Origin of the sequence: Lysobacter claricitrinus (assembly GCF_045866565.1) — a bacterium.
Classification (GTDB): domain Bacteria; phylum Pseudomonadota; class Gammaproteobacteria; order Xanthomonadales; family Xanthomonadaceae; genus Cognatilysobacter; species Cognatilysobacter claricitrinus.
The window spans coordinates 759,185-785,217 of the sequence record NZ_BAAFZV010000001.1; the positions used below are offsets into that span (position 1 = coordinate 759,185).

Annotated in this window: 25 protein-coding genes; 15 read left to right on the forward strand and 10 right to left on the reverse strand. The window is 68.5% G+C overall.

What is annotated here, in order from left to right; translation table 11 throughout:
• Positions 1-56: 56 nt before the first annotated feature.
• From ACKTTN_RS03230 to ACKTTN_RS03240, 3 genes are all read right to left on the reverse strand, one after another.
• The gene (locus ACKTTN_RS03230) at positions 57-1,313 is read right to left on the reverse strand and encodes an FAD-dependent oxidoreductase (protein WP_407908433.1); all 1,257 of its coding nucleotides are present in this window, start codon (positions 1,311-1,313) and stop codon (positions 57-59) included.
• 212 nt (positions 1,314-1,525) lie between these two features.
• On the reverse strand, positions 1,526-2,269 hold the full coding sequence (locus tag ACKTTN_RS03235) for an SEL1-like repeat protein (protein ID WP_407908434.1): 744 nt from the start codon (positions 2,267-2,269) through the stop codon (positions 1,526-1,528).
• 90 nt (positions 2,270-2,359) lie between these two features.
• Entirely contained in the window at positions 2,360-2,779 is a 420-nt protein-coding gene (locus ACKTTN_RS03240) for a hypothetical protein (protein WP_407908435.1), read from the reverse strand.
• A 136-nt stretch (positions 2,780-2,915) separates the two neighbouring features.
• On the opposite strand from ACKTTN_RS03240, the gene ACKTTN_RS03245 reads away from it, so the two are divergent.
• From ACKTTN_RS03245 to ACKTTN_RS03260, 4 genes are all read left to right on the forward strand, one after another.
• Positions 2,916-4,718, forward strand: a complete 1,803-nt coding sequence (locus ACKTTN_RS03245) for a DUF885 domain-containing protein (RefSeq protein WP_407908436.1) — start codon at positions 2,916-2,918, stop codon at positions 4,716-4,718.
• Positions 4,719-4,892: 174 nt separating this feature from the next.
• A complete protein-coding gene (locus ACKTTN_RS03250; protein WP_407908437.1) occupies positions 4,893-5,270 on the forward strand; it encodes a hypothetical protein in 378 nt (125 codons plus the stop codon).
• Positions 5,267-5,524: a DUF5985 family protein gene (locus tag ACKTTN_RS03255; protein WP_407908438.1), complete on the forward strand. Its 258-nt coding sequence runs from the start codon at positions 5,267-5,269 to the stop codon at positions 5,522-5,524. Before ACKTTN_RS03250 ends, ACKTTN_RS03255 begins: the two co-directional genes overlap by 4 nt.
• On the forward strand, positions 5,524-5,790 hold the full coding sequence (locus tag ACKTTN_RS03260) for a DUF5985 family protein (protein ID WP_407908439.1): 267 nt from the start codon (positions 5,524-5,526) through the stop codon (positions 5,788-5,790). The genes ACKTTN_RS03255 and ACKTTN_RS03260 overlap by 1 nt, the downstream gene beginning before the upstream one ends.
• Here the strand turns inward: ACKTTN_RS03260 and ACKTTN_RS03265 are convergent.
• From ACKTTN_RS03265 to ACKTTN_RS03275, 3 genes are read right to left on the reverse strand one after another with little or no spacing between them, the layout of a single operon-like run.
• Positions 5,787-6,410, reverse strand: coding sequence for a 2-hydroxychromene-2-carboxylate isomerase (locus ACKTTN_RS03265; RefSeq protein ID WP_407908440.1), 624 nt, complete (start codon positions 6,408-6,410; stop codon positions 5,787-5,789). The genes ACKTTN_RS03260 and ACKTTN_RS03265 overlap by 4 nt on opposite strands.
• An 8-nt stretch (positions 6,411-6,418) precedes the next feature.
• Complete coding sequence (locus tag ACKTTN_RS03270; protein ID WP_407908441.1) at positions 6,419-7,537, reverse strand: Trm112 family protein; 1,119 nt, start codon at positions 7,535-7,537, stop codon at positions 6,419-6,421.
• Positions 7,538-7,541: 4 nt separating this feature from the next.
• Complete coding sequence (locus tag ACKTTN_RS03275; protein ID WP_407908442.1) at positions 7,542-8,588, reverse strand: SPFH domain-containing protein; 1,047 nt, start codon at positions 8,586-8,588, stop codon at positions 7,542-7,544.
• Between the two features lie 90 nt (positions 8,589-8,678).
• Here ACKTTN_RS03275 and ACKTTN_RS03280 point away from each other — a divergent pair, with 90 nt between their 5' ends.
• The 3 genes from ACKTTN_RS03280 (at position 8,679) to ACKTTN_RS03290 (ending at position 12,137) form a co-directional block, all read left to right on the forward strand.
• The gene (locus ACKTTN_RS03280) at positions 8,679-9,347 is read left to right on the forward strand and encodes an XAC2610-related protein (protein ID WP_407908443.1); all 669 of its coding nucleotides are present in this window, start codon (positions 8,679-8,681) and stop codon (positions 9,345-9,347) included.
• A 42-nt stretch (positions 9,348-9,389) separates the two neighbouring features.
• A complete protein-coding gene (locus ACKTTN_RS03285; RefSeq protein ID WP_407908444.1) occupies positions 9,390-9,749 on the forward strand; it encodes a YkgJ family cysteine cluster protein in 360 nt (119 codons plus the stop codon).
• Between the two features lie 159 nt (positions 9,750-9,908).
• Positions 9,909-12,137 carry an NADP-dependent isocitrate dehydrogenase gene (locus tag ACKTTN_RS03290; RefSeq protein WP_407908445.1) on the forward strand — a complete coding sequence of 743 codons (2,229 nt, stop codon included), beginning with the start codon at positions 9,909-9,911 and terminating at the stop codon, positions 12,135-12,137.
• Positions 12,138-12,182: 45 nt separating this feature from the next.
• Here ACKTTN_RS03290 and ACKTTN_RS03295 read toward each other — a convergent pair whose 3' ends face one another.
• On the reverse strand, positions 12,183-12,515 hold the full coding sequence (locus tag ACKTTN_RS03295) for a hypothetical protein (RefSeq protein WP_407908446.1): 333 nt from the start codon (positions 12,513-12,515) through the stop codon (positions 12,183-12,185).
• Here ACKTTN_RS03295 and ACKTTN_RS03300 point away from each other — a divergent pair.
• The 3 genes from ACKTTN_RS03300 (at position 12,514) to ACKTTN_RS03310 (ending at position 15,147) form a co-directional block, all read left to right on the forward strand.
• Complete coding sequence (locus tag ACKTTN_RS03300; RefSeq protein ID WP_407908447.1) at positions 12,514-13,353, forward strand: class I SAM-dependent methyltransferase; 840 nt, start codon at positions 12,514-12,516, stop codon at positions 13,351-13,353. The two genes, ACKTTN_RS03295 and ACKTTN_RS03300, sit on opposite strands and share 2 nt — an antisense overlap.
• 48 nt (positions 13,354-13,401) lie before the next feature.
• Positions 13,402-13,935 (forward strand): pseudouridine synthase, encoded by a 534-nt coding sequence (locus ACKTTN_RS03305; RefSeq protein ID WP_407908704.1) that lies wholly within the window; start codon positions 13,402-13,404, stop codon positions 13,933-13,935.
• Between the two features lie 126 nt (positions 13,936-14,061).
• Positions 14,062-15,147 carry a hybrid sensor histidine kinase/response regulator gene (locus ACKTTN_RS03310; protein WP_407908448.1) on the forward strand — a complete coding sequence of 362 codons (1,086 nt, stop codon included), beginning with the start codon at positions 14,062-14,064 and terminating at the stop codon, positions 15,145-15,147.
• A gap of 296 nt (positions 15,148-15,443) precedes the next feature.
• Here the strand turns inward: ACKTTN_RS03310 and ACKTTN_RS03315 are convergent, their stop codons facing one another.
• A complete protein-coding gene (locus tag ACKTTN_RS03315) occupies positions 15,444-15,842 on the reverse strand; it encodes a hypothetical protein (protein WP_407908449.1) in 399 nt (132 codons plus the stop codon).
• A gap of 118 nt (positions 15,843-15,960) precedes the next feature.
• Between ACKTTN_RS03315 and ACKTTN_RS03320 the strand changes: the two genes are divergently transcribed.
• Positions 15,961-16,632: a Fe2+-dependent dioxygenase gene (locus tag ACKTTN_RS03320; RefSeq protein WP_407908450.1), complete on the forward strand. Its 672-nt coding sequence runs from the start codon at positions 15,961-15,963 to the stop codon at positions 16,630-16,632.
• 73 nt (positions 16,633-16,705) lie between these two features.
• Here ACKTTN_RS03320 and hrpB read toward each other — a convergent pair whose 3' ends face one another.
• The gene (gene hrpB / locus ACKTTN_RS03325; RefSeq protein ID WP_407908451.1) at positions 16,706-19,207 is read right to left on the reverse strand and encodes an ATP-dependent helicase HrpB; all 2,502 of its coding nucleotides are present in this window, start codon (positions 19,205-19,207) and stop codon (positions 16,706-16,708) included.
• 99 nt (positions 19,208-19,306) lie between these two features.
• On the opposite strand from hrpB, the gene ACKTTN_RS03330 reads away from it, so the two are divergent.
• The 4 genes from ACKTTN_RS03330 to ACKTTN_RS03345 all read left to right on the forward strand — a co-directional run bounded on the left by ACKTTN_RS03330 (position 19,307) and on the right by ACKTTN_RS03345 (position 24,783).
• Positions 19,307-20,101 (forward strand): TatD family hydrolase, encoded by a 795-nt coding sequence (locus tag ACKTTN_RS03330; protein WP_407908452.1) that lies wholly within the window; start codon positions 19,307-19,309, stop codon positions 20,099-20,101.
• A 5-nt stretch (positions 20,102-20,106) separates the two neighbouring features.
• Positions 20,107-20,505 carry a VOC family protein gene (locus ACKTTN_RS03335; protein ID WP_407908453.1) on the forward strand — a complete coding sequence of 133 codons (399 nt, stop codon included), beginning with the start codon at positions 20,107-20,109 and terminating at the stop codon, positions 20,503-20,505.
• A gap of 94 nt (positions 20,506-20,599) precedes the next feature.
• The gene (locus tag ACKTTN_RS03340) at positions 20,600-21,712 is read left to right on the forward strand and encodes an efflux RND transporter periplasmic adaptor subunit (RefSeq protein ID WP_407908454.1); all 1,113 of its coding nucleotides are present in this window, start codon (positions 20,600-20,602) and stop codon (positions 21,710-21,712) included.
• A complete protein-coding gene (locus ACKTTN_RS03345; RefSeq protein WP_407908455.1) occupies positions 21,709-24,783 on the forward strand; it encodes an efflux RND transporter permease subunit in 3,075 nt (1,024 codons plus the stop codon). The genes ACKTTN_RS03340 and ACKTTN_RS03345 overlap by 4 nt, the downstream gene beginning before the upstream one ends.
• Positions 24,784-25,127: 344 nt before the next feature.
• Here ACKTTN_RS03345 and ACKTTN_RS03350 read toward each other — a convergent pair whose 3' ends face one another.
• Positions 25,128-26,027: a DUF2167 domain-containing protein gene (locus tag ACKTTN_RS03350; RefSeq protein WP_407908456.1), complete on the reverse strand. Its 900-nt coding sequence runs from the start codon at positions 26,025-26,027 to the stop codon at positions 25,128-25,130.
• Positions 26,028-26,033 lie beyond the last annotated feature (6 nt).

Consider the following 26,033-nt stretch of genomic DNA (forward strand, 5'->3'; position numbering starts at 1 on the left):
GGCTCCGGAAACGGGGCCGCTTTTTTTTGTCTATGACGACGCGTCGAAGCGCTGAATCAAATCGCCGCTTCGAGCGCGGGCGCGGTCGACGCCCGGTGCGGCAACGCATCGACGAACCCCGCCGGCAGCGCGTGCGTCGACAACCAGCCGCGTCGCGTGCCGGTCAGCACGCGCAGCATCATCCCGCGTGCGATCGGCAGGCGCGACAGCGGATGGAAAGTGAGGTCGCGCACGCGCGCGGCGGCGTCGCGATGCGACTGGAACAGCGGTGTCAACGCGCGGCTCCAGAAGTGGTAGGCGGCGAGGTGTGCGCGGCGTTCGTGCTGGTAGCGCTGCAATGCCGACGCCACGTTCGTCTGCGCGCGCAACGCGTCGCGCAGGCCCTGCGCGTCGAGCAGCGCCATGTTCACGCCCTGGCCGAGCTGGGGGCTCATCGCATGCGCGGAATCGCCGAGCAGCACGGTGCGGCCGCGATGCCACGTGCGATGCACGGTGTCGCGGTAGCGCGCCTGCGCGAGCGCGGAGGGCGCGTCGATGCCGTCCAGGCGCGCCAGCGCGTCCGGCCAGACCTCGGCGACGTCGCGCCGCCATTGCGCGGCATCGACGTCCACGCGGTCGAGTTCGTCGGCGGGCACGCTCCAGAAGAAGCTCAGCCGCGGCACCGGGTCATCGGGCCGCGTGCCCACCGGCAACATGCCGGCCATGCGACGAGCGCGCACGTAACGTTGCTTGAGCACGTGCGGCGACGCCCAGTCGTGCATCGGCGCGAGGCACCATTGCGCGCCCCACGCATTCGGTCGGTCGATGGTGGGCGTCGACACGCGCGTGCGCAGCGACGACCCCGCCCCGTCGGCGACGACCACCAGGTCGAACCCCGCATGCCGGCGACCATCGGCGTCGACCAGCGCACCGCGTTCGGTGTCGACATCGACGATCCGCGAGCCGCAGTGCAGCACGCGATGCTCGGTCCACGCGGCGTCGAGCAACTGGAACAGCGCGCCGCGTTGCAGCCCGAGCCCAGACAGCCGCGCGTCGAGTTCCGCGTACCGCATATCCATGACCGGCCGACCGGCATGCGTCTCGCCGTACAGGCTGTCGATGCGCGCGCCGTGCGCGAGGGCGGCGTCGAGCAGTCCCATCGACCACAGAACCGCCTGCCCTACCGGTTGCAGCAGGAATCCCGCGCCCACCGGCCCGAGTTGCGGCGCACGCTCGAACACTTCGACGCGATGCCCGTCGCGCGACAACAACACTGCCGCAGCCTGCCCGCCGGTGCCGTACCCCACGATCGCGATGCGCAACAGTCCCGGCATGCCCGACGCTCCTTCCCCGCGGGAAAGTTTACGCGGGGCCGTTCGCGAGGCGCTCGAAAACGCGTGCGCATCCTGGTGCGCGAATGACCGGTTCGCGATCGCCCCGGGACTCGCGTGCCACGCCAGCGATTCGGTATCGCGGGCGCGAGCAATGACATCTCGAAACGGTCGCCGGCGCGGAGCGTCGATGCCCGATGCGCCGGCAACGCGCGTCACGGGTGGTGCGTCTTGACCTCCTGCAGGCCGCCGACTTGGGCTGCGCCGCTCAGCTGAAGATCCTGTACATGCCAGTACGCGGCGAAATCCTTGGCCCGCTCCGGGTAGAGCGCGTCGACTTGGGACACCTCGGAATTGACGTATTGCGACTGAGCCCCGCCCACCTGCGGTGCGAACGTGCCGCCGTCGGGCTTGCCGCTTATTTCGAGGCGAGCGCGCTGGAAGCCGATATGGCTGCCCGTCATCTTGTTGAGGAATAGACGGATCGCACCTTCCGTGCGCGGTTGCGCGACCGCATCGCCGTACCGGTCGTAGTACGACTCACCTTGGGCGACGGCCTCCTTCTGCTGCGCAGGCGTTAGTTCGCTCCAGATCTTCTCGCGCACCAGCAACATGCGCTTCACGGGGCGCTCCGCCGCGAGGTCGGCCCAGATGTACGCCTGCACCGGATCGCGTGGCACACCGACGCCTTGCCAGTACATCAGGCTGAGCGCGTGCTGCGAAAACTTGTCGGCGTAATAGGCCGCCTTGCGGAACTGATCCGCTGCGGTCTCCATGTCGCCACGAACGTAGGACTTCAACGCCGCGAGGCGTGCTTCTTCATTGGGGCGACCTTTCGCACTGCGCTCGAGAGAGGACAGGTCGTTGAACGAGAGGTGGGTGAGGCTGAGGTTGCCACCATTCTGCGGCGTGGCCGCCGTGGCCGCCGTGGCCGTGCAGGCGAGGGCGGCGAGAAGCATCGTGAGGCTGAGGCGTGTCGTCGTGCGCATTCCTTTTCTCCAGTCGGACAGTGGCTGCGGCAGGCCGGGCGATCCAACGCCGCGCCCGGCTCAACGCCCGAGCGCGGGCGATGGGGTTGACGCAGTGGGTACGACGAACGGCGGGGTCGGGGTGATGGTGCAGCCGGCGGGCGGCGAGGCCAGCGCCGTCGCCGACACCACGGCGATCGACGGCCGCATCTCGTGGTCGAAGGACGAGCGCTTGTCCTCAACCATGCCATCGACGGCGACATAGGGCTCCGGCATGTTCGAGCGCACCAAGGCGTCGAGCGCGGATGGATCATCGACGTCGTACAGATCGCCCCAGTTGCCGCAGCCGATCACGTGATGCCTGCCGTGGACGATGACGTAGCGACCCACCACGTGTTCGGAGTGCAGCGTGGAAACGTGAGGCGGGCGCGGCTCGTGGTGGACGCTGGCGCAGGCGGCGAGCAGGCAGGCCGATGCGATGCACAGGACGGCGGTCTTCATGCGGCCTCCCTCGCCGACAGGTCGATCTGGTGCGACGCACGCATCATGCACCTCGCCGTGCGGGTGTGCAGCCCGACACGCGTGGCGGCACACACCGCCGCTTATGCTTGCGGCTTCCCTGCCCACCGGAGCCGCCATGCGCGCGTCCCTGCTCGCCCTCGCCACCGTCCTCGCCCTGTCCGGCTGCCAGACCGCACCGGTCGCGACCGCGCCCGACGCACCGCCGGCCACGTCCGTGCAGCCGAGCGCGGACGTCCGCTTCAAGGCGGTATCCGACGCCTGGCTCGACCGCTGGATGGCGCTCAACCCGGTGGCGGCCACGCAGCTCGGCGATCACCGCTTCGACGACCGCCTCGACGATCTCTCGGCGACCGGCCGCCAGCAGCTCGTCGATTTCAGCCGCCAGCTGCTGACCAAACTGGATTCGATCGACCGCGCCCAGCTCTCGCGCGAGAACCAGGTCGACGCGCTGATCCTGCGCAACCAGCTGCAGGGCGACATCTGGAACATGGAGACGTTCCAGAGCTGGGCTTGGGACCCGCAGGTGTACAGCGGCCTGGCCGGCGGTTCGATCTACAACCTGATGGCGCGCGAGTTCGCACCCATGCCGCAGCGCCTGAAGTCGGCGACCGCGCGCATGGAGCAGCTTCCCGCGCTGTTCGCGCAGGCGCGCGCCAACCTCGATCCGGCGCGCGTGCCGCTGATCCATGCGCAGACCGTGGCCAAGCAGAACGCCGGCGTGCTGCAGCTGGTCGATGAATTCATCACGCCGAACGCGGGTCAGCTGACCGGCGCCGATCGCACGCGGCTCGATACCGCCGTCGCCAACTTGCGCAAGGCCGTGGCCGACCAGCAGACCTGGCTGGACAAGACGCTGGTGCCGAACGCGAAGGGCGACTTCCGCATCGGCGGCAAGCTCTACGACCAGAAGCTGCAGTTCGCGCTGATGTCGTCGCTGTCGCGGCAGGAGATCGGCGAGCGCGCGAAGGCCGAGCTCACCCGCGTGCGCGGCGAGATGTACGGCATCGCGCAGAAGGTGCTCGCCGGCAAGAAGGGCGCGCCCGCGCTGCCGGCGAATCCGACCGACGAACAGCGCCAGAAGGCGATCGAAGCCGCGCTTGAACTCGCGTATCGCGACCACCCGTCGCGCGATGGCGTCGTCGATGCGGCCAAATCCGCGCTCACGCAGGTCACGCAGTTCGTGCGCGACAGGAATCTCGTCAGCGTCCCGAACGATCCGGTCAAGATCATCCTGATGCCGGAATTCCAGCGTGGCGTCGCGGTGGCGTACTGCGATTCGCCCGGTCCGCTCGACAAGGGTCTCGACACGTATTTCGCGATCTCGCCGATCCCGGACGACTGGACGAAGGAACAGACCGAATCGTTCCTGCGCGAATACAACTCGCGCATGATCCACCTGCTCACCATCCACGAGGCGATGCCGGGGCATTACCTCGAGGGCGCGTACTCGGCGCGTTACCCGTCGACGCTGCGCGGCGTGCTGCGCTCGGGCCTGTTCGCCGAAGGCTGGGCGGTCTACACCGAGAACCTGATGGCCACGAACGGTTACATGGGCGACGACCCGCTGTTCCGCCTCGTGCAGCTCAAGTTCTACCTGCGCACGATTGCCAACGCGATCCTCGACCAGGGCGTGCACGTGGACGGCTGGAGCCGCGAGCAGGCGATGCACCTGATGACGCACGACGCGTTCCAGCAGGAACGCGAGGCGGCGGGCAAGTGGGTGCGCACGCAGCTGAGCTCGGCGCAGCTGCCGACCTACTTCGTCGGCGTGCAGGAGCAGTACGACACGCGCAAGGCGGTGGAAGCGAAGGAAGGCGCGGCGTTCAACCTCAAGGCCTACCACGACAAGGTGCTGAGCTACGGCGCGCCGCCGGTGCGCTTCGTGCGCGAGATGATGCTCGACCAGCCGATCGACTGATCGATTGAGAGCATGCGGCAACGACGGCCGACGGCAGCGATGCCGCCGGCCTTCGCGTCGAAAAGTGCGTGATGCGTGGCACGCCTTCGTAGTTTGGTATTGCAAAGCGCTTGCACGGATTGCGTCGCACTTCAAGGGGTTGCGATGCGGCGCAGCGCGGGCCAGCATCGATGCATGGCGAATGCAGTGATGGCACCGGAGCTTCGACGCTTCGTCGCCGCCAAGATCCATTCGATACCGATGCTGGAGGCACTGCTGCTGGTGCGCTCGCGCGATGACGGGTGGGCGACGGTGGAGCTGGCCGAGCGGCTCTACCTGCCCGAATCGAAGGTCGCGCAGCTCGTGGCCGACCTCGTGCGCGAACAGCTTGCGCGCATCGACAGCGGGCGCGCGTGTTACGCACCGGCGAGCGTGGAGATCGAGCAGCTTGTCGATGCACTGGTCGCGACGTACAGCCGCCATGTGGTGGCGGTGACGGAACTCATCCATTCCGGCGTGGGCCGCCAGGCACGCAGCTTCGCCGATGCGTTCGTGCTACGGAGAGACGAATGAACGCGATCATCTACACCCTGTGCGCACTCGCCGCGCTGCTATGTGCCGTGCTGCTCGCGCAGGGCGCGCGTCGCTCGCGCTCCCGCATGCTGGTGTGGAGCGCGGTCTGCTTCGGGCTGCTCACGGCGGCGAATGTGGTGCTTGTGCTCGACTTCCTGGTGTTCCCGGGCGTCGCGCTGTGGCCGGTGCGGCAGGGCCTGTCGCTGCTCGCGGTCGGCGCGCTGATCTACGGCCTGATCATGGAGGAACGGTGATGCAACTGTTCCTGCTCGGGATGATCTCGATGGGCTCGGCAGTCGCGGCGTTGCTGTTCGTGCGCTTCTGGCGCAGCGGTCGCGACCGCCTGTTCCTGTGGTTCGCCGCGGCGTTCGCATGGGAGGCGTGCAACCGCGCGATTTTCGCGTGGCAGGGCGCGCGCGACGAGGCCACCACGCCCTACCTGATCGCGCGGCTGGTCTTCTTCGCGCTGATCATCGTCGCCATCGTCGACAAGAACCTGCGCGCGCGCCGGCCTCGCTAGCGTCGCGACACACCGATCGGCAGCGTCGCCACGCGCGACATCTCGCCGGCTTCGAACGCTGCGCGGTCGTGCAAGTAGTCCTCGAACATCGCAGTCGCGTCGTCGCCCCAGAACACGTCGCCGTCCATGGCGAGCGTCGGCACGCCGAACACGCCGTCAGCGATGGCGGCGTCGAAGTTGGCCTGCAGTCGCGCCCTGACGGTCGTCTCGGCGATCGCGGTGGCCGCGTCGAGGCCAAGGCGCTGCGCGACCGGCGCGAGCGATTCCGCGTCATCGCCGCGAAGGCCGTCGCGCCAGAGGTGGTCGAAGATCGCGTCGATCGCTGCGTCGGTGCAGCCGGCGGCGATGCACAGCCGCAACGCGGCGAGCGGATTGAACGGATGCGCGGGCGGAAATCGCAGCGGTCGACCCATGCGACGCGCGCGCCAGACGACGTGGCGATAGGTGAAACGGCGTTTGTCCGGGATCTCCGCCGGGCCCTTGTGATCGAGCCGTTGCAGCAGGCCGGCGAACAGGATGGGGCGGTATTCGATCGCATGCTGCTGCGCGAGTTCGCGCACGCGCGGGCGCTGCAGGTAGGCGAACGGCGAGATGAAATCGAAGTACCAGCGGATGGACACGGCGCGCCTCAGTTCTGTCCGTTCAACCAGACGTAGATGAAGAACGCGAGCAGCGCGGCGAGCACCGCGAACGTGATCTTGACCCAGCTGTACGGGCGCTGCCCGGCGATCGCACCGGTGTAGCCGTTGGCGAGCAACTGGAAGCTGCGCGCGCCGTAGGTATAGCTGACCAGCCACACCGGCATCAGCACGTGCTTGAAGGTGCGACCGTGATACGTCGACTGCACCTGCAGGTTGCGATGCGTGTCGCCGGGCACGGCCTGTTCGCACAGGCGACGCACCTCGAACTCCATGTTGGTCATGTTGAGGTCGGCCGCGAGACGCAGGTCGACCTGGTAGCGCTCCACGGTCCAGCCGCGCACGAACTCCGCGGCATACGGCTTGAGGTCCGTGGTCGTCGGAAAGGGCCCGATCTTTTCGAGCAGGTCGCGCTGCGCGCCTTCGCTACCCGGCACGAGATCGTCGTCGAAGAAGTGGTCGAGCTCGCCGGACGCCGGCGTCCAGCGCACGTGCTGGACCTGTCGCGTCTCCATGCGACCGTTCCGCATCGTGGTTTCGGTCGTGTAGTAGTAGGTGCCGGACTCGGCGGTCCACGCCGCATGCACGTGCGCGTCGAACGTCCAGTACGGCAGGTAGAGGCCGTGCAGCGTGTCGGTTAGCGCTGCACGCTTGAGCTTGTTGGGCGCGAACCAGCGCGTGCCGTACCACTTGCGAATCTCGTCGCGCACCTGCGACTCCGACACACGGAACGGCAGCAGGCTCTGCGGCGTGATCGCATCCTTCAGCGCGGTGTACGGAACGATCGCCGGCGAGCCGCAGAACGCGCAGCGGGCGGCGACCTTGTCGGCCTCGAACACGCTGATCGCCTTGCAGCTCTGGCACTGCACTTCGCGACGCGCATCGCCGTAGCCGCGTCCGCCGTCGTCGGCTTTCGCCAGTGCGTTGGCGAGGTCGAGTTCGACGATCGCACCGGGCGTCGCCGCATCCGGCGTCCACGGCGCGACGGTGCCGCAGAACGGGCAGACCAGCGCCTGTTTCGCGGCGTTCCACTCGAGGTCGCCGCCGCACTCGGGGCAGGCGCGCTTGTCGAGCGTGACGGACGCGTCCGGTGCGAGCGGTTGGTTCATCGACTCAGGCGCCGCGCAGGTACTCGTCCAGCGACGCGCGCGCGATGCGGTACGCGTTGCCGATCTTGCGACCCTTGAGCTCGCCCTTGTCGATTGCCGCGATCACGTCCTCGGTCGACACGCCGAGCGCCTGCGCGGCCTGTTCGGGCGTGAGCACGTCGAGCGTGGGCGCGGCGGTCGTCGCTGCAGCCGCCGCTGCCGGCGCGCCCATGCCCTGCGCCATCTGCTGCGCCATCGCGAAACCGATCGCCATTTCCGCCGGTGCCGCGGCGACGCTGCCGCCACCCTGGCCCATGCCGGTGCCCATCTGGAACTTCACGTAGTCGTTGAGGTTGCCGACCGCCGCCATGCCCGAACGCTTGTCGATCGCCTGCTCCACTTCCGGCGGCACCGACACGTTCTCCACCACGAACGAGCTGATCTCGATGCCGTACTTGCCCTGCATGATCGGGTTGACCACCGGCAGCAGCGCGTCGCCCACTTCGCTGTAGCGCGTGGCGATGTCGAGCGCGGGGATCTTCGCCGTCGCCAAGGCTTCGGTGAACACGCTGACGATGCGCGAACGCATCGTGCCTTCGAACTCGTCGAGCCGGAAATTCTGGTCGGTACCGGCCACTTCGCGCAGGAACTTCGGCGCGTCGACGATGCGGAAGTCGTACGTGCCGAACGCGCGCAGGCGCACGATGCCGAAGTCGGCGTCGCGCATCATCACCGGGTTCGCGGTGCCCCACTTGTTGCCGGTGAACACGCGCGTGTTGAGGTAGTAGACGTCGCATTTGAACGGCGATTCGAAGCCGTACTTCCAGCCCAGGATCCGCGACAGGATCGGGATGTTCTCGGTCTTGAGCGTGTGTTTGCCGGGACCGAACAGATCGGCGAACTGGCCGGCGGCGACGAACTGCACCAGCTGGCTGTCGCGCACGATCAGCTGCGCGCCGTTCTTGATTTCCTTGTCGTCGTCCGGGAAGCGGAACGACAGCGTGTCGCGCGAGTCATCGGTCCACTCGATGATCTCGAGGACCTGGCCCTTGATGAAGTCCAGAACGCCCATGTGCCGCTCCCTGCCTGTGGCGCCCGCGCGCCGTCCGGGCCGATTCTAGGCATGCGTCGGCGACAATGCGCCACCGCCGGAGGTCACCCGATGCGCCGCACCAACGTCCTGCTGCTCGCCCTGCTTCCGCTGCTCGCCGTCGCCGCCCGTCCCGCGCTGCACGTGTCGAAACAGTTCGACGTGCGCATCCGTCCCGACACCCCGTGCGCGCCGGACGGCGACGACTGCATCGGCCCGGCCACGCTCGTGTTCACCGCGCGCGGCGGCCGCGCGATTCCCGCGCTGCACGTCGACACGCTGAAGCTCGACGCCGCCGACCCCGCGGACGTGCGCATCAACGACGCGCAGATGTACGGCGCGCAGTCGACGCTGATCGCCGGCGATTTCGATTTCGACGGGCACGACGACCTCGCGGTGCGCACCGGCGACGACGGCCCGTACGGCGGCCCGACCTACGACGTCTACGTGTTCGATCGCGCGCACGGGCGCTTCGTCGAGGATGGCGCGCTCAGCGGCCTGACCTACGACACGCTCGGGATGTTCGGCGTCGACGCCAGGCGCCATCGCATCAGCACCTGGGCGAAAAGCGGCTGCTGCTGGCACGAGTACGTCGAATACACGAACGGTGCGAAGGGGCTGGTCGCGGTCTACAAGCGCACCGAGGACGCCACGCGCGATCCGATGACGATCACCGAGGCGCGGCTCGACGCGCACGGCCGCTGGCACAGGCGGAGCCACCGCGAACCCGTGAAGGGCTGAGCCCTCGGCGATAATGGCCGCGCCTTTCCGCATCACCGCACCATGGTCCATCCCTGCCTGTCCTGCGGCGCCTGCTGCGCCCAATTCCGCGTCGCCTTCCACTGGTCGGAAACCGACGCCGCGCCCGGCGGCCTCACGCCCGCGGCGCTCACCGAAGCCGTCGACCCGCATCGCGTCGCCATGCGCGGCACCTACGGCGGCGGGTCGATCCGGTGCGGCGCACTGCGTGGCGTGGTCGGCGTCGCCACCTCCTGCACGATCTACGCACAGCGGCCGTCGCCATGCCGGGAGCTGCAGGCGAGTTGGGAACACGGCGTCGCCATCGCGCAATGCGATCGCGCGCGCGCCGCACATGGATTGCCACCGCTGACGCCGGCCGACTGGGCGCGCACGCCCGCCTGAGCGGCCGTACGCCGTCGCACGGCGGCTTCGGCGGAATGCAGTCATGCCGCCATGTCTTTGCCCCGGCCCCGGGCGAGACGCGACAATGCGCGGTCCCGCGATGCCCGCATCGCCTCCGCACGCCGCGACCCGCGCGTGCCCGATCCCGCGAGTGCCTCCATGTCGAACACCCCGAAGATCATCTATACGCTCACCGACGAAGCGCCCTTCCTCGCCACGGCCTCGCTGCTGCCGATCGTGGAAGGTTTCGCGCGCAGCGCCGGCATCGCGGTGGAGACGCGCGACATCTCGCTCGCGGCGCGCATCCTCGCGCAGTTCCCGAAGGAGCTCGGCGACAAGGCGGTGAGCGACGACCTGGCCGAACTCGGCAAGCTCGCCACCACGCCCGACGCGAACATCATCAAGCTGCCGAACATCTCGGCGTCGGTGCCGCAGCTGAAAGCGGCGATCAAGGAACTGCAGGCGCAGGGTTACGCGCTGCCGGATTACCCGGACGAGCCGTCCAGCGACACCGAGCGCGACGTCAAGGCGCGTTACGGTCGCGCCATGGGTTCCGCGGTGAACCCGGTGCTGCGCGAAGGCAACTCCGACCGCCGCGCGCCGGCGTCGGTGAAGGCGTACGCGCGCAAGCATCCGCACCGCATGGGCAAGTGGTCGAAGGATTCGAAGACGCATGTCGCCCACATGGACGGCGGTGATTTCTACGGCAGCGAGACGTCGGCGACCATCGCCAACCCGACCACCGCGCGCATCGAGTTCGTCGGTGCCGACGGCGGCACGCGCGTGCTGAAGGAAAAGACCGCGCTGCAGGCCGGCGAAGTCATCGACACCGCGTCGATGAACACCTCGAAGCTCGCGAAATTCATCGACGCGCAGATCGAGGACGCGAAGGCGCAGGGCGTGCTGTTCTCGCTGCACCTCAAGGCGACGATGATGAAGGTCAGCGACCCGATCATGTTCGGCGTCGCGGTGAAGCGCTTCTATCGCGACGCGCTGGAGAAGCACGCCGATGCGCTGGCGAAGATCGGCTTCGATGCGAACAACGGCATCGGCGATCTGTACGCGCGCCTGCCGCAGCTGGACGAGGCGACGCGCGCGGCGATCGAGGCGGACCTCAAGCAGGTGTACGCGAACCGCCCGGCGGTCGCGATGGTCAACTCCGACAAGGGCATCACCAACCTGCACGTGCCGAGCGACGTCATCGTCGACGCCTCGATGCCGGCGATGATCCGCGACAGCGGCGGCATGTGGAATGCCGAAGGCAAGCTGCAGGACGCGAAAGCGATCATTCCGGACCGCTCGTACGCCGGCATCTACCAGGCGGTGATCGACGACTGCAAAACGAACGGCGCGTTCGACCCCGCGACGATGGGCAGCGTGCCCAACGTCGGCCTGATGGCGCAGAAGGCCGAGGAATACGGCTCGCACGACAAGACCTTCCAGCTCGACGCGCCGGGCACCGTGCGCGTGGTCGATGCGGACGGCAACGTGCTGCTGTCGCAGACCGTCGAGGCCGGCGACATCTTCCGCATGTGCCAGACCAAGGACGCACCGATCCGCGACTGGGTGCAGCTCGCGGTCAACCGCGCGCGCCTGTCCAACACGCCTGCCGTGTTCTGGCTGGACGCGAACCGCGCGCACGACGCGCAGCTGATCGCGAAGGTCGAGCGCTACCTTGCCGAACTCGACACGAACGGACTCGACGTCCGCGTGCTGTCGCCGGTCGACGCGATGAAGTTCTCGCTCGAGCGCATCCGCAAGGGCCAGGACACCATCAGCGTCACCGGCAACGTGCTGCGCGACTATCTCACCGACCTGTTCCCGATCATGGAACTCGGCACCTCGGCGAAGATGCTGTCGATCGTCCCGCTGATGGCCGGCGGCGGCCTGTTCGAAACCGGCGCGGGCGGTTCGGCGCCGAAGCACGTGCAGCAGTTCGTCGAAGAGAACTACCTGCGCTGGGATTCGCTGGGCGAGTTCCTCGCGCTCGCGGCGTCGTTCGAGCATCTCGCGAACTTCGCGAAGAACCCGCGCGCGCAGGTGCTGGCCGACGCGCTGGACCGCGCCAATGCGCAGATCCTCGACAACGATCGTTCGCCGGCGCGCAAGGTCGGCGAGCTCGACAACCGCGGCAGCCACTTCTACCTCGCGCAGTACTGGGCGCAGGCGCTTGCGTCGCAGACGGCCGATGCGGAACTCGCCGCGCTGTTCGCGCCGGTGGCGAAGGCGCTGACCGACGGCGAAGCGACCATCCTCAGGGAACTCGTCGACGTGCAGGGCCACGGCGTCGACATCGGCGGCTACTACAAGCCGGACATGGGCAAGCTCGCGAAGGCGATGCGCCCGAGCGCGACGCTCAACGCGGTCATCGACGGCCTGCGCCGCTGACCCGCGCGCCGGGCGAGGCCTTCCCTGCCTCGTCCGGCGTCCCGCTCACTCGAAGAAATACTCCTCGAACTCCTGATCGACGGCCGGCGCCGGCAGTGTGGCGTCCTCATTGGCGGCCATGCGGTGGGCGTCGTCCTGCACGGTGCGCACGCTGCCGTAGCGGCGCGACCACGCCAGTCCGGAACTGAAAACGGGAACCGGCGGCGGCTGGATGCCGGGGCTGCGGAAAAGATCCATGGCGGCGGTCTCGCGGTCGGGGGACGCGCGCAGCCTCGCGCACCGATATGACGCGGCGATGCCGCGGGCGTTGCAGTTCGGCGGCGGCCGCCACGCGCTGCCGGTAAGCTCCGCGCTTTCCCCCCCGCTGGAGCGACCCATGCGCACGATCCTGCTCGCCGCCGTCCTGTCGTCCTCCCTGCTCGCGCTTGGCGCGACCGCCGCCACCAAGGCGCCCGCGGCGAAGGGCGATGCCGCGCTCGACGCCGCCATCCATGGCGCGTGGCGCGACCCCAAGAACGTCGCGCGCGACATCTACCGCCACCCGAAGCAGACGCTCACGTTCTTCCATGTGCGCAACGATGCGACGGTCATCGAGATCACGCCGCCGCCGGGCTGGTACAGCGAGATCCTCGCGCCCTACCTGCACGACAACGGCCAGTACATCGCCGCGGTGATCGACCCCGCCTCGCAGGCCGACGCCAAGAATCGCGACTACTACCAGAAGAACCGCGACCAGCTGCAGCAGAAGTTCGACGCCGACAAGGCGCACTACGACCGCGCGAAGATGGTCGCGTTCGACCCGAAGGCGCCGGTGTTCGGCCCGGCGAAATCGGCCGACGTCGTGCTGACCTTCCGCAACGTGCACAACTGGCGCATGGCCGGCACCGCGCCGCAGATGTTCAAGGGCTTCTTCGAGGTGCTGAAGCCGGGCGGCGTGCTCGGCGTGGTCGAGCACCGCGCCAAGGCGGACGTCGCCGACAACGACAAGACCGGCTACGTCGGCCAGGCGCAGCTGATCGCGATGGCCAAGGCCGCGGGTTTCGTGCTCGACGGGCAGAGCGAGATCAACGCGAATCCACGCGACACCAAGGACTACCCGGGCGGCGTGTGGACGCTGCCGCCGACCAATTCGCACGATGCCAAGGACGACGCGAAGTACAAGGCGATCGGCGAAAGCGATCGCATGACGCTGCGCTTCGTGAAGCCGCGTGCCTGATCCGATCGCGCGCGCGGCGTGGCGTCGGCGTCATCGCGTGCGCCGCGCGTGCTGATCGCGTTCAACAAACCGTACGGCGTGCTGTGCCAGTTCACCGATCGCAGCACGCCGCCGCGGCCGACGCTGGCAGGCTTCGGCCTGCCGGCGGACGTGTACGCGGCGGGTCGGCTCGACCACGACAGCGAAGGCCTGCTGCTGCTCACCGATGACGGCGCGCTGGCGCATCGCCTCACCGACCCGCGCCACAAGCAGCCGAAGACGTACTGGGTGCAGGTCGAAGGTGATCCGCAGCCTGCGCAGCTCGACGCGCTGCGTCGCGGCGTCGAGCTCAACGACGGACCGACACGCCCGGCGCAGGCCCGTCGCATCGATACGCCGACGCTGTGGCCGCGCGATCCGCCGGTGCGGTTTCGCAAGACCGTGCCCGACGCGTGGCTCGAACTCGTCATCACCGAAGGCCGCAACCGGCAGGTGCGACGCATGACCGCGGCGGTCGGCCTGCCGACGCTGCGACTGGTGCGCGTCGCAGTGGGCGAACATCGACTGGACGATCTCGCGCCCGGAACCTGGCGTGTCGTCTGACCGCCACGCGCCGCGTGGTGAACCGTTCACCGAATCTGAATAGGCGACACGGCATAACGCGGGACCGTCTGTTAAGGTCGATGACTCTTACTGCGCCATGGATTCGGCGCTCGGTCGCGAGGGCGAATGGTCAGCAACACGGGCACTGCCGCGAGAATCCTGGTCGTCGACGACCAACCGGCGAACCTGCGCGTCGTCGGCATGCTGCTTTCGCGACAGGGCTACCAGGTCGTAACCGCCGACAGCGGCCCGAAGGCGTTGGAGATCTGCGAGAACGAACCGCCGGATCTCGTGCTGCTCGACATGATGATGCCGGGCATGGACGGCTTCCAGGTGATGGAAGAAATGCGCGCCGGCGCCGCGCCGCCGAGCCTTCCCGTGGTGTTCGTCACCGCCGCGCAGGACCGCGACCTGCTGCTGCGCGCGTTCGACGCCGGCGCGGTCGATTACGTCACCAAGCCGTTCCTACCCGAAGAACTTCTCGCCCGAGTGTCCGCACACGTCGGCCTGAAGCTCACGCGCGACCGCCTCGAGCGCGTGGCGCGCGAGCGCGAGGAGCTCGTCAACCTCGTCGCGCACGACCTCAAGAATCCGCTGTCGTCGGTGCTGTTCGCCAGCGAGATGCTGATCACCGGCGCGACCAAGCCCGAGCGCGTCCCGCGCTACATCACGATGATCCACGAGAGCGCGACCGACGCACTCGGCTACATCCGCCAGTACCTCGAAAGCACCGGTCGCCGCGATGACGACACCGCCGCGCCGAGCGCGTCGCTCACCGCCACGCTCGACTGGCTGGTGCAACGCTACGAATACCAGTTGGAAGCACGCGGCATCGGTGTCACAGCGCAACGCCCATCGCACGACGTGCACGTGCGCATCGACGAACGCGTGCTGCGCCAGGTGAGCGAGAACCTCGTCACCAACGCGATGAAGTACGCGCCCGCAAGCGAACTCACCATCGCCGCGCGCCCGGGCGCGCCGGGTTACTGGCAGCTGGTGGTCGAAGACCGCGGCCCGGGTATCCCTGCGCACAAGCAGCGCGAACTGTTCAAGCCGTTCGTGCGCCTGCACGACGGCGACGACGGCATCTCGTCGGGGCTGGGCCTGTCGCTCGCGAAGCAGATCATCCAGAAGGCCGGCGGCCAGCTCTGGTACGAAGACCGCAAGAATGGCGGCGCGCGATTCGTGATCGAACTCGCGCAGAGCGCCTGAGTCCGACGCGGCTCCCAACGCATTTCATCGACGCGATGTCGCCAGCGGACTGATCCGTGCGGGCAGCCAGATGCAGCGACGATGCGACAACACCCGTAGTCCGCCGCGTCAGCTGACGGCTACGGCGACTGCGTAGCAAGCGCATTCCATCGCGTCCCGACGGCGCAGGATCCGCTCGGCCACGACGCGTTCCAACCGATCAAGTGGCCACGCCCGACGTGGTCCCGCACAAACGAAGATGCCGCCGGAGTGCGGCGGCATCGACGGGTCGGCCCGGGCCGACCTCCTGGCAAACCTCAGTGCTCGGTGCGCGACTCGCGCGTGCTGCGCGAACGGCTCGTCGCCGCGCGCGTGCTGCCGGTGCGGCGCTTGGTGCGCGTAGTGCGGGCGCTATCCTCGTCGCCGCTGCGCGTTTCGATGCGGCGCGAACGGCCGTCGATCGCCTCGTTCTCGGCGCGCTTGGCACGACGTCGCGCCGCATACCAGAGCAGCCCGGCACCGGCGAGCGCCGCGCCGAACACCACCGGATTACGACGAACCACCTTCATGCCGACCTTCGACGCGCCCTTCAGCGCACCGAGCTTGGCGCCGGCATCGAGCCACTCGCTCGCGCGCGGGGCCAACTGGCCGATGCGATCGCCGGCGTGGCTGGCGAGATCCAACATGCGTTCGGGGAGACGGTCCAACGTGCTCATGGGCGCAGTCCTGCAGGGAATCGACCGACAGTGTTGGCGCGAATTCGTCGAAGCGATGTGAGCAATTGCCCACCGGCCGCTGAACGCCGAAGATGCGCGTTCGATCGGAGTACTTCTGATGATCCGCACGCTTACAGATGTCCTGTCGCCCGCCGAGCTTGCGCAGGTGCGCGAATGGCTGCCGCAGGTCGGCCTCGCCGACGGCCGCATCACCAATCCGGACTCGAGTGTGAAGCGCAACCTGCAGGCGCCGCAGGGCGACAGCGCGAATGAACGCATAGCGCAGCTCGTTCGCGACGCGCTCGGCCGCCACCCGGATGCGCGACGACTGATGCTGCCCAAACAGATGGCGCGGACGACGGTGGTCCGCTACGAGCCGGGCATGACCTACGGCTGGCACGTCGACGAAGCCCTGTTTCCCTCGACGCCGCCGATGCGCAGCGACATCTCGTGCACCGTGTTCCTCAGCGATCCGTCCGATTACGACGGCGGCGAACTCACCATGCAGCTCGGCGAGCAGGAACTGGCCTACAAACTGTCGGCCGGCAGCGCGCTGATCTACCCATCGACCACCATCCACCAGGTCGCACCGGTGACGCGCGGCGTGCGCATCGCCGCGATCACGTGGCTGCAGAGCTGGATCGCCGACAGCGCCCGGCGCGAGGTGATGGTGCAACTGGAAGAAGCGCGTGCGTTGATGTCGCGCGGGCAGGCCAGTGACGCGCCGCGCATCGACGTGCTGCTCGCCGCGGTGCGCTCCAACCTGTTCCGCATGTGGGCCGACACCTGAGTCGCACCGCGCTTGGTCGGCGCGACGGCGTGCGGCCGTCACGCGGAACGATTTGATTCGCGCCCCGCTGCGCTTACGTTCCGCGCGGCTTCGCGCGATGCGTCGCCGTTGCGGTCCACGGATCATCCGGCCACGGATGTTTCGGGTAACGGCCCTTCATTTCCTTTTTCACTTCCGGATACGTGCGCTCCCAGAACCCGCGCAGGTCCTGCGTGACCTGCAACGGCCGGCCGGCGGGCGACAGAAGGTGCAGCGTGAGCGGCACGCGGCCCTCTGCAATGCGCGGTGTATCGGCGAGCCCGAACAGTTCCTGCAACTTCACCGCCAGCACCGGCGACTGCGGCGTGCCGTCGGCATCGGTCGCGTACGTGATCGCACGCTCCATGCCGGAGGGCACGGCGATGCGCACCGGCGCGAGCGCGTCGATGCGCTGGCGCAGCGACCAGTCGACGCCGGCCTTCAACGCTTCGCCGAGTTCCTGTTCGCCCAATGCATCCAGTCGCGTTTTGCCGCTGAGCGCGGGCTTGAGCCATGCGTCGAGCGATGCGAGCAATGCCTCGTCCGACATGTCGGGCAAGGCATCGGCGAGGTCCGGCATCCACGCGCGCAGGCTGCGTACGCGCTCGCGCCACTGGCGCAGCGGCTCGGTCCACGGCAGTTCGTCGACACCGAGCTGGCGCACGGCATCCACCAGCGCGTCCGCATACCGCGACGGATCCGGCTTCGGCAGCGGTTTCGACTCGAGCACGATGCGATCGAAGCGGCGTTCGCGCACCGCGGCGATCGCACGCGCGTTCGCGTCCCACACCACGCGATCCTCGCTGACGAAGCGCGACGGGAAGTCGCGTTCGAGCCGCGACTCGTCGAGCGGCGCGGCCTGCAGGATGCGCGCGTCGCGCATCTCGTCGCGCAGTTCGTTGACCACCAGCCACGGCTCGCCGCGCAGCAGCGAGTCGTCGAACAAGCGCACGGTGCGGCCGGTCGCGAGCTGGTAGCGCAGCGCGTCGCTTGGATGGCGACGCGCGATGCGATCCGGAAACGCGTGCAGCAGTACGTCGCCGAGCGCATGCGGCGCGACGTGCGGTGGCGGCGTGGCGTCGAGGCGCAGGCGACGACGCCACTGCTTCGCAGCCTGGTCGATCTGCGCCAGCGCCGAGCGCGATGCGTCGGCGGGAACGCGGCCTGCACGGAATGCGGCGAGCGCCTGCCAGCGATCGGCGAGGGCGTCGCTGCGCGGCCGGCCCGGCGATGCGCGCAACGGATCGCGCGCTTCGATCAACGCGGCGAGATCACAGGCCAGCGTCTGTTCGCGCGCGTCGGTCGGCGCGAGCAGCATCGCGGCGAGGCGGGGATGCGTGCCAAGCGCGAGCATGCGTCGACCGATCGGCGTCACCGCGGCGCCGTCGAGTGCACCGAGGCGTTGCAGCAGGTCGCGCGCGGCGTTCAGCGCACCGGTGGGCGGCGCATCGGGAAAGCGCAGGTCACTGCCACCCCACAACGCCAGTTCGAGCGCGAGCTGCGACAGATCGACCTGCGCGATCTCGGGCCGACGCTGCGGTTCCAAGCGCTGCGACTGCGGCCACAGGCGATACGCCCAGCCGTCGGCAATGCGGCCGGCGCGGCCCGCGCGCTGGTCGGCCGACGCCTGCGCGATCGGCACGACGTCAAGCCGCGAAAAACCGCTGACCGGGTCGAAGCGCGGTTCGCGCGCAAGACCGGTATCGATCACGACGCGCACGCCGGGCAGCGTCACGCTGGATTCGGCGACGTTGGTTGCGAGCACCACGCGTCGTCGCCCGTCGGTCGACGCCTGCAACACGCGCGACTGCTGTTCGACCGGCAATTCGCCGTGCAGCGCGAGCACGTCGGCGTCGACGTGCTCGACAAGCCGCTGCACGCGCGCGATCTCGCGCTGGCCGGGCAGGAACACCAGCAGGTCGCCGGGATGCGCGGCGAGCGCGTGTTCCACCGCGCGACGCACCTGGTGCTCGCTCTTCTCGTCGCGTCGTGCCGGGAAATGCGAGACGTCGACCGGATGGCTGCGGCCTTCGCTCGACAGCCGCGGCGCGTCGAGGAATGCGGCGAGCCGCTCGCCGTCCAGCGTCGCCGACATCACGACGATGCGCAGGTCCTCGCGCAGTTGCGCCTGCACGTCGAGCGCGAACGCGAGGCCGAGGTCGGCGGCCATGTGCCGTTCGTGGAATTCGTCGAACAGGATCGCGCCGATGCCGTCCAGCATCGGATCGTCCTGGATCATGCGGGTGAGGATGCCCTCGGTGACGACCTCGATGCGGGTGTCGGCGGACACGCGGTTCTCGAAGCGGATGCGGTAGCCGACAGTGCGGCCGACCTCCTCGCCGCGGCTCGTCGCCATGAACATCGCCGCGGCGCGCGCGGCGACGCGGCGCGGTTCCAGCATCAGGATCTTGCGACCTTGCAGCCACGGCGCATCGAGCAGCGCCGGCGGCACCTGCGTGGTCTTGCCCGCGCCCGGCGGCGCTTCCAACACCAGGCGCGGGTGCGCGGCGAGCGACTCGCGGATGCGCGGCAGCAGGGGATCGATGGGGAACGGCACGGTCGGCGTGATCGGCGGCGCGCGGGCGGTGGGTCATTCTCGCAGCCCGTGCGCGGTGGGTCGCTAGAATCGCGGCCTGTTTTCCGCGATCGGCCTCCCGTGCAGCTCATCGACATCGGCGCCAACCTGACCCACGACTCGTTCGATCGCGACCGCGACGCCGTGATCGAACGCGCGCGCGACGCCGGCGTCGCGCAGATGGTGGTGACCGGCGCCAGCCGCGAACATTCGCCGATGGCGCTGGAGCTGGCGCGCAGGTATCCGGGCGTGTTGTTCGCGACGGCGGGCGTGCACCCGCACCACGCGGTCGAGTACACCGCCGAATGCGACGCCGAAATGCGCGCCCTGCTCGCGCATGACGAAGTCGTCGCGGTCGGCGAATGCGGCCTCGACTATTTCCGCGATTTCTCGCCGCGCCCGGCGCAGCGTCGTGCATTCGAGATGCAGTTGCAGACGGCGGTCGACACCGGCAAGCCACTGTTCCTGCACCAGCGCGACGCGCACGACGACTTCATCGCGATCATGAAGAACTTCGAAGGCCGGCTCGGCCCGGCGGTGGTGCACTGCTTCACCGGCACGCGTGAGGAAGCATTCGCCTACCTCGATCGTGACTGGCACATCGGCATCACCGGCTGGCTGTGCGACGAACGTCGCGGCCAGCACCTGCGCGAGATCGTGCCGCACCTGCCGGCGAACCGGATGATGATCGAGACCGATGCGCCGTACCTGCTGCCACGCACGTTGAAGCCGATGCCGAAGGATCGCCGCAACGAACCGGCGTTTCTCGCGCACATCGTCGAGGAACTGGCGCGCGATCGCGGCGAGGACGTGGCCACGGCCGCGGCGATGACGACCGCCACGGCGCGCGATTTCTTCCGCCTGCCGATCGCCTGACGCAGATGCGCCAGTCGATCGCCCACGTCACGCTGGTGGTTCGCGACTACGACGAGGCCATCGCGTTCTATGTCGGCCGGCTGGGCTTCGAACTGGTCGAGGACACCTACCGCCCGGAGCAGGACAAGCGCTGGGTGGTGATCGCGCCGCCGGGATCCACCGGCACGTCGCTGCTGCTCGCGCGTGCGTCCACCGACGAGCAGGCCGCGCGCATCGGCGACGCCACCGGCGGCCGCGTCGCGCTGTTCCTGCAGACCGACGACTTCGCGCGCGACTACCGTCGCTTCGTCGACGCCGGCGTCGAATTCGTGCGCGCCCCCGCGGTGCACGATTACGGCACCGTGGCGGTGTTCCGCGACCTCTACGGCACGTTGTGGGACCTGATCGAATACCGCAGCGGTTGATCCGTCGCGCCCGGCAGGTCCGCACTGCCGCCTGCACATACCCGCCCGTATCCTTGGCGGCCTCGGCCTTGGGCCTGATTCCGACCACACGCGCATGACCACACGCCTCCGCTGGGCGATTTTCGCCGTCACCGCCCTCGCGCTCGCCGGCTGCGGAAAGAAGGACGACGCCGGCAAGGCCGCGGAAGCGACGCCGGCGATGGCGGTCACCGTCGTTGCTGCGCGCGAACAGGAGATTCCGCGCGAAGTGCGCGTGTCCGGCCCCGTCGCCGCACGCGAGGAGATGCAGCTCGGCGTCGAACTGAGCGGGCTGCGCGTCACCGGCCTGTATGTCGACGTGGGTGATTTCGTGCATCGCGGGCAGGTGCTGCTGGATCTCGACGCGCGCGCGCTGCAGAGCGAACTCGAGCAGGCCGAGGCGAGCTATCGCGAAGCGCAGGCGGCGACCGCGCTGGCGCAGGCCAACCTGCGTCGCGCCGAACCGCTGCTCGCGCAGAAATACATTTCGGCCGGGCAGGTGGACGAACTGCGCGCCGCGCGCGACCAGGCCAATGCACGCGCGGCCACAGTGCGTGCGTCGCTCGACGCCGCGAGGCTGCGCCGGAGCTATGCCGAACTGCGCGCGCCCGACGACGGCATCGTCAGCAAGCGTGCGGTGCAGCCGGGACAGATCGTCGCCGCCGGCACCGAGTTGATCGGGCTGATCCGCGACGGCCGCCTCGAATGGCGCCCCGACCTCGCCGATGCCGAACTCGCCGCGGTCAACGTCGGCGACGCGGTGATCGTGCGCGCGCCGGACGGCCGCGACGTCGAGGGCGAGGTGCGCGCTGTGCCACCGGGCGTCGATCCGTCGACGCGCACCGGCACGGTGTATGTCGACCTGCCCGACCCCGACGGCCTGCGCACCGGCGCCTACCTGCCGGGCCGCATGCTCGTAGGCAATGCCAGGGCGCTGGTGGTGCCTGCGACGACGGTGGTCGAACGCGACGGCAATCCCTACGTGTTCACGGTCGACGCCAACGGTGTCGCGCATCGCGTGCGCGTGCGCACCGGCACCACCACGAACGGTGTCGTCGAGATTCTCGATGGCGTTGCGCCCGGCGCGCAGGTGGTCGACCAGGGCGCGGGCTTCCTCGGCGACGGCGACCACGTGCGCGTGGTGCCGGCGACCGCAGCGACAGCGACGACGGCGGGCGCGTCGCGATGATCAACGTCTCGGCCTGGGCGATCCGCCGGCCGTTGCCGGCGCTGATGATCTTCTTTGTGCTGTGCGTCGCGGGCCTATGGGGTTTCTGGAAGTTGCCGGTCGCGCGCTTTCCCGACGTCTCGTTTCCGATGGTGGTGGTGACGATCAGCCAGCCCGGCGCGTCGCCGAGCCAGCTGGAAACCGAAGTCACGCGCAAGGTCGAGGACCAGGTCGCCACGCTCACCGGCGTCAAGCGCGTCACCTCGACGGTGACCGAAGGCGTGAGCACCACCGCGATCGAATTCCAGCTGGAAACCGACCTCGCCGGCGCGCTCGACGACACGCGCGCGGCGGTCAGCCGCATCCGCGCGGATCTTCCGCAGGACGTGCAGGAACCGCTGGTCACCAAGGTCACGATCGGTGGCGCGCTGATGACGTATGCGGTGGTGTCGGACCGCATGGGCGTCGACGAGCTGTCGTGGTTCGTCGATCGCGATGTCACCCGCACGCTGTTCGGCGTACCCGGCGTGGCGCAGGTGGCGCGACAGGGTGGCGTCGACCGCATGGTGCGCATCGACCTAGACCCGGATGCACTGCAGGCCTTTGGCACGACCGCCGGCGCGGTCAATGCGCAGCTCGCGCGGTCGCAGGTCGAGCGGCCCAGCGGCAAGTCCGAAGTCGGCGGCGGCCAGCAGGTGCTGCGCACGATCGCGACGGTAACGACCGCACGCGATCTCGACAACTTCGCGATCACGTTGCCTGACGGCCGCGCGGTGCGGCTCGGCACGCTCGCGCGCATCAGCGATTCGACCGCCGACCCGACGCAGGTCGCATTGCTCGACGGCAAACCGGTGGTCGCCTTCTCGGTGTCGCGCACGCGCGGCTCGAGCGAACTCGACGTCGCCGGCGGCGTAAAGGCCGCGCTCGACACGCTGGCGAAAAAGAACCCCGGCATGCGTTTCCAGCTGGTCACCTCGACGGTGGGCGAAACCGAGCGCTCCTATCACTCGTCGATGGAGATGCTGGTCGAGGGCGCGCTGCTCGCGCTGCTCGTGGTCTGGTTGTTCCTGCGCGATTTCCGCGCGACGTGGATCTCCGCGCTCGCACTGCCGCTGTCGATCGTGCCGACGTTCGCGGTGATGTACTGGTTCGGCTTCTCGCTCAACATGATCACGCTGCTGGCATTGAGCGTGGTGGTCGGCATCCTCGTCGACGACGCGATCGTCGAGATCGAGAACATCGTGCGCCACCTGCGCATGGGCAAGACCCCGCTGGAAGCCGCGCGAGAAGCCGCGGACGAGATCGGCATCGCGGTGATCGCGACGTCGTTCACGCTCGCCGCGGTGTTCGTGCCGGTCGCGTTCATGCCCGGCATCGCCGGCAAATTCTTCCGCGAATTCGGCTGGACCGCGGCGACGGCGGTGCTGTTCTCGCTGCTCGTCGCACGCCTGCTGACGCCGATGATCGCGGCCTACCAGTTGAAATCGCATGGCGACGAGGAAAAGGAAGGGCCGCTGATGCGGCGCTACCTCGGCCTGGTCGACGCCGCGCTGCGCCATCGCTGGATCACGCTGGGCATCTCGACGCTGTTCTTCGTAGCGTCGCTCGCGCTGGTGCCGCTGATTCCGACGACCTTCATTCCATTCACCGATATCGGCCGCAGCAACCTGCAGCTGGAACTGCCGCCGGGCACGCGGTTGGACGACACCACGCGCATCGCCGAACAGGCACGCGCGAAGTTGCGCGCCATTTCGGAACTCAAGCAGGTGTACACGACGGTCGGCAGCGTGCTCGACGTCGGCGACCCCAACAAGACCGGCGTCGGCGAGCCGCGCAAGGCCACGCTTGTGCTCGACTGGGGCAATGCGCGCGATCGCGACCGCGACCAGAAGCAGCTCGAACGCGCGGTGCGCACGCAGCTCGGCGACCTGCCCGGCGTGCGGCTGTCGTACATCTCGAACGAACCCGGCGAAAACCTGATGCTGGTACTGGCCGGCGACGATCCGCAGCGCCTGCAGGACGCGTCGATCACGCTCGAACGCGAACTGCACACGATCAAGGGCCTCGGCAGCATCAGTTCGTCGGCGTCCCTGCTGCGTCCGGAAATCGAGATCCGTCCGGATCCGCAACGCGCGGCCGATCTCGGCGTCTCGACTGCCGACATCGCCGAGGCCGCGCGCATCGCGACCAGCGGCGACTACACGCAGCGCCTCGCGAAACTCAACCTGCCGGAGCGGCAGGTTCCGATACGCGTCGGCTTTTCCGAAGACACGTTGCACGACCCCGCACTGATCGGACAGTTGCGCGTTCCCGGCCGCAACGGACCGGTGCCGCTCGCGGCGGTCGCCGATATTTCGCCGGGCAGCGGGCCGTCGGTGATCTCGCGCTACCAGCGCCAGCGCAACGTCACGTTCACCGCCGAACTCAACGGACGCCCGCTCGGCGACGTCATGAAGGAAGTGCAGCAGCTGGGCACGGTGAAGAATCCGCCGCCGGGCCTGAGCTTCATCAACACCGGCGATGCCGAGGTGTTCGTCGAACTGTTCACCGGCTTCGTGGTCGCGATGATCGCCGGCATCGCCTGCATCTACATGGTGCTGTTGCTGCTGTTCAACCACGCGCTGCAACCGCTGACCATCCTCACCGCGGTGCCGCTGTGCGCGGGCGGCGCGTTCGGTGCGCTGCTGCTGACCCACAACCTGCTGTCGCTGCCCGCGCTGATCGGCCTGCTGATGCTGATCGGCATCGCGACCAAGAACTCGATCCTGCTGGTCGACTACGCGGTGATGGCGGAAGACGGGCAGGGCATGACGCAGCACGACGCGCTGGTCGACGCCTGCCGGAAACGCGCGCGGCCGGTGCTGATGACGACGATCGCGATGGGTGCCGGCATGTTGCCGATCGCGCTGGGGTTGTCGGGGGATTCCAGTTTCCGCCGGCCGATGGCGGTGGCCGTGATCGGCGGGTTGATCACGTCGACGTTGTTGTCGCTGGTCGTGATTCCGGCGGCGTATACGGTGGTGGATGATCTGGGTGGGTGGATGCGGGCGAAGCTGCATCGCAAAACGACGCCCGTGGATGCTTCGGTGTGATGCCGTGAAGCGGCTGCGTTTAGTGCGCTGACGCGCGACCGAGTTACTTTTCTTCGCTGGTGCACAGAAGACCTAAGCAAAAGAAGGCACCTTCCCCGATCGGATCTATAGCCTGCGATCGTGAAGCGTCACCGCGATGGGCACACTCGCCGTCCTAGCTCGGGTCTTGAGGGCGACCATCCGTGGTCGCCGCGCTTCCGGTCTCACGATTGGCCTTGCGTGCGGACGTCGCTGTTTGATCTCCGCGCAATGGCGTCGTCCACGCCTTTGCGTTGTTTGCGAACGCCGAAACGAAAACGCCCACCGTTTCCGGTGGGCGTTTTTCCATCGACTGACGACGCGGGTTACGACACGACGCCCTTCTGGCGGCGGAACAGGCCCGTCACCTTGCGGAAGCCGGCGGCGACCGCCAGGAACAGCGGGATCAGCAGTTTCTTCAGGCCGAGCAGCAACAGGCCGAGCTTGGCGAAGAGGCCGGTCTTGGCGGCGATGCCACCGGCGACGAGTGCGGCGAGGCCGTACGCGGCCACCTTGTCGGTGCTCTTGTCGAAGTCGGCGTAGCGCGCGCCGCTGTCGAAGCTCACCTGCGGCACCAGCTGCTCCATGCCGGCGCGGACCTTGGGCAGGTCGTCGATCGCGGAGACGGCGTTGAAGCTGAGGTAGCCATCGCGTCCGAGCACGCGGATGTCGTAGTTGAGCGTGTGCGACGACTCGCCTTCGAAGTCGACTTCCTTCGCCCAGTACAGCTTCTTCGACGCGGCGTCGTAATGGGGCGGCACCGCCCAGCCGACGATGTGCAGCGCGCCGAAGCCGGCCTTCTTGCGCTCGTCGTTGGCTTCGTCCGTGCCCTTCTTCATGTCGGCGAGCAGATCGGTGTAGTCGATCTTCGCTGCGTCGTCGTCGCTGACGTGTCCGTCGTGCGACTGCGTGACCACCACTGCCCACGACCCCGCCTCGGCCAGCGACGGCGTGCGCGGCACGACCAGGCCGACGATCTCGTCGTCCGGCGGATTCCCCCACAGCTCTTCGAGCACACGGCGTGCGTCGTCGTGGGCGAGATAGCGGAAGTCCGAGCCGAGATCGACGTGCGCCTTGGCGTCGCCGAGCGCGACGTTGCCATCCTGGTAATGGAGCGAGTTCACGAAGGCCTGCACCTTCTGCTTCGCCTGCGCCTCGTCGGCGTCCTGCGCATGGGCGAGCGGCGCCACGGCCAGCAGGCCGGGCAGTAACCATTTCAACGACATCGGATT

Bases quoted from the DNA above. Each gene is read 5' to 3' on its own strand.
- ACKTTN_RS03340 (WP_407908454.1), top strand. From the start codon at position 20,600: ATGACCACACGCCTCCGCTGGGCGATTTTCGCCGTCACCGCCCTCGCG.
- ACKTTN_RS03345 (WP_407908455.1), top strand. From the start codon at position 21,709: ATGATCAACGTCTCGGCCTGGGCGATCCGCCGGCCGTTGCCGGCGCTG.
- ACKTTN_RS03235 (WP_407908434.1), bottom strand. From the start codon at position 2,269: ATGCTTCTCGCCGCCCTCGCCTGCACGGCCACGGCGGCCACGGCGGCC.
- ACKTTN_RS03285 (WP_407908444.1), top strand. From the start codon at position 9,390: ATGGTCCATCCCTGCCTGTCCTGCGGCGCCTGCTGCGCCCAATTCCGC.
- ACKTTN_RS03280 (WP_407908443.1), top strand. From the start codon at position 8,679: ATGCGCCGCACCAACGTCCTGCTGCTCGCCCTGCTTCCGCTGCTCGCC.
- ACKTTN_RS03295 (WP_407908446.1), bottom strand. From the start codon at position 12,515: ATGGGTCGCTCCAGCGGGGGGGAAAGCGCGGAGCTTACCGGCAGCGCG.
- ACKTTN_RS03350 (WP_407908456.1), bottom strand. From the start codon at position 26,027: ATGTCGTTGAAATGGTTACTGCCCGGCCTGCTGGCCGTGGCGCCGCTC.
- ACKTTN_RS03275 (WP_407908442.1), bottom strand. From the start codon at position 8,588: ATGGGCGTTCTGGACTTCATCAAGGGCCAGGTCCTCGAGATCATCGAG.
- ACKTTN_RS03320 (WP_407908450.1), top strand. From the start codon at position 15,961: ATGATCCGCACGCTTACAGATGTCCTGTCGCCCGCCGAGCTTGCGCAG.
- ACKTTN_RS03240 (WP_407908435.1), bottom strand. From the start codon at position 2,779: ATGAAGACCGCCGTCCTGTGCATCGCATCGGCCTGCCTGCTCGCCGCC.
- ACKTTN_RS03230 (WP_407908433.1), bottom strand. From the start codon at position 1,313: ATGCCGGGACTGTTGCGCATCGCGATCGTGGGGTACGGCACCGGCGGG.
- ACKTTN_RS03245 (WP_407908436.1), top strand. From the start codon at position 2,916: ATGCGCGCGTCCCTGCTCGCCCTCGCCACCGTCCTCGCCCTGTCCGGC.
- ACKTTN_RS03310 (WP_407908448.1), top strand. From the start codon at position 14,062: ATGGTCAGCAACACGGGCACTGCCGCGAGAATCCTGGTCGTCGACGAC.
- ACKTTN_RS03335 (WP_407908453.1), top strand. From the start codon at position 20,107: ATGCGCCAGTCGATCGCCCACGTCACGCTGGTGGTTCGCGACTACGAC.
- ACKTTN_RS03315 (WP_407908449.1), bottom strand. From the start codon at position 15,842: ATGAGCACGTTGGACCGTCTCCCCGAACGCATGTTGGATCTCGCCAGC.
- ACKTTN_RS03270 (WP_407908441.1), bottom strand. From the start codon at position 7,537: ATGAACCAACCGCTCGCACCGGACGCGTCCGTCACGCTCGACAAGCGC.
- ACKTTN_RS03260 (WP_407908439.1), top strand. From the start codon at position 5,524: ATGCAACTGTTCCTGCTCGGGATGATCTCGATGGGCTCGGCAGTCGCG.
- ACKTTN_RS03255 (WP_407908438.1), top strand. From the start codon at position 5,267: ATGAACGCGATCATCTACACCCTGTGCGCACTCGCCGCGCTGCTATGT.
- ACKTTN_RS03290 (WP_407908445.1), top strand. From the start codon at position 9,909: ATGTCGAACACCCCGAAGATCATCTATACGCTCACCGACGAAGCGCCC.
- ACKTTN_RS03300 (WP_407908447.1), top strand. From the start codon at position 12,514: ATGCGCACGATCCTGCTCGCCGCCGTCCTGTCGTCCTCCCTGCTCGCG.
- ACKTTN_RS03250 (WP_407908437.1), top strand. From the start codon at position 4,893: ATGGCGAATGCAGTGATGGCACCGGAGCTTCGACGCTTCGTCGCCGCC.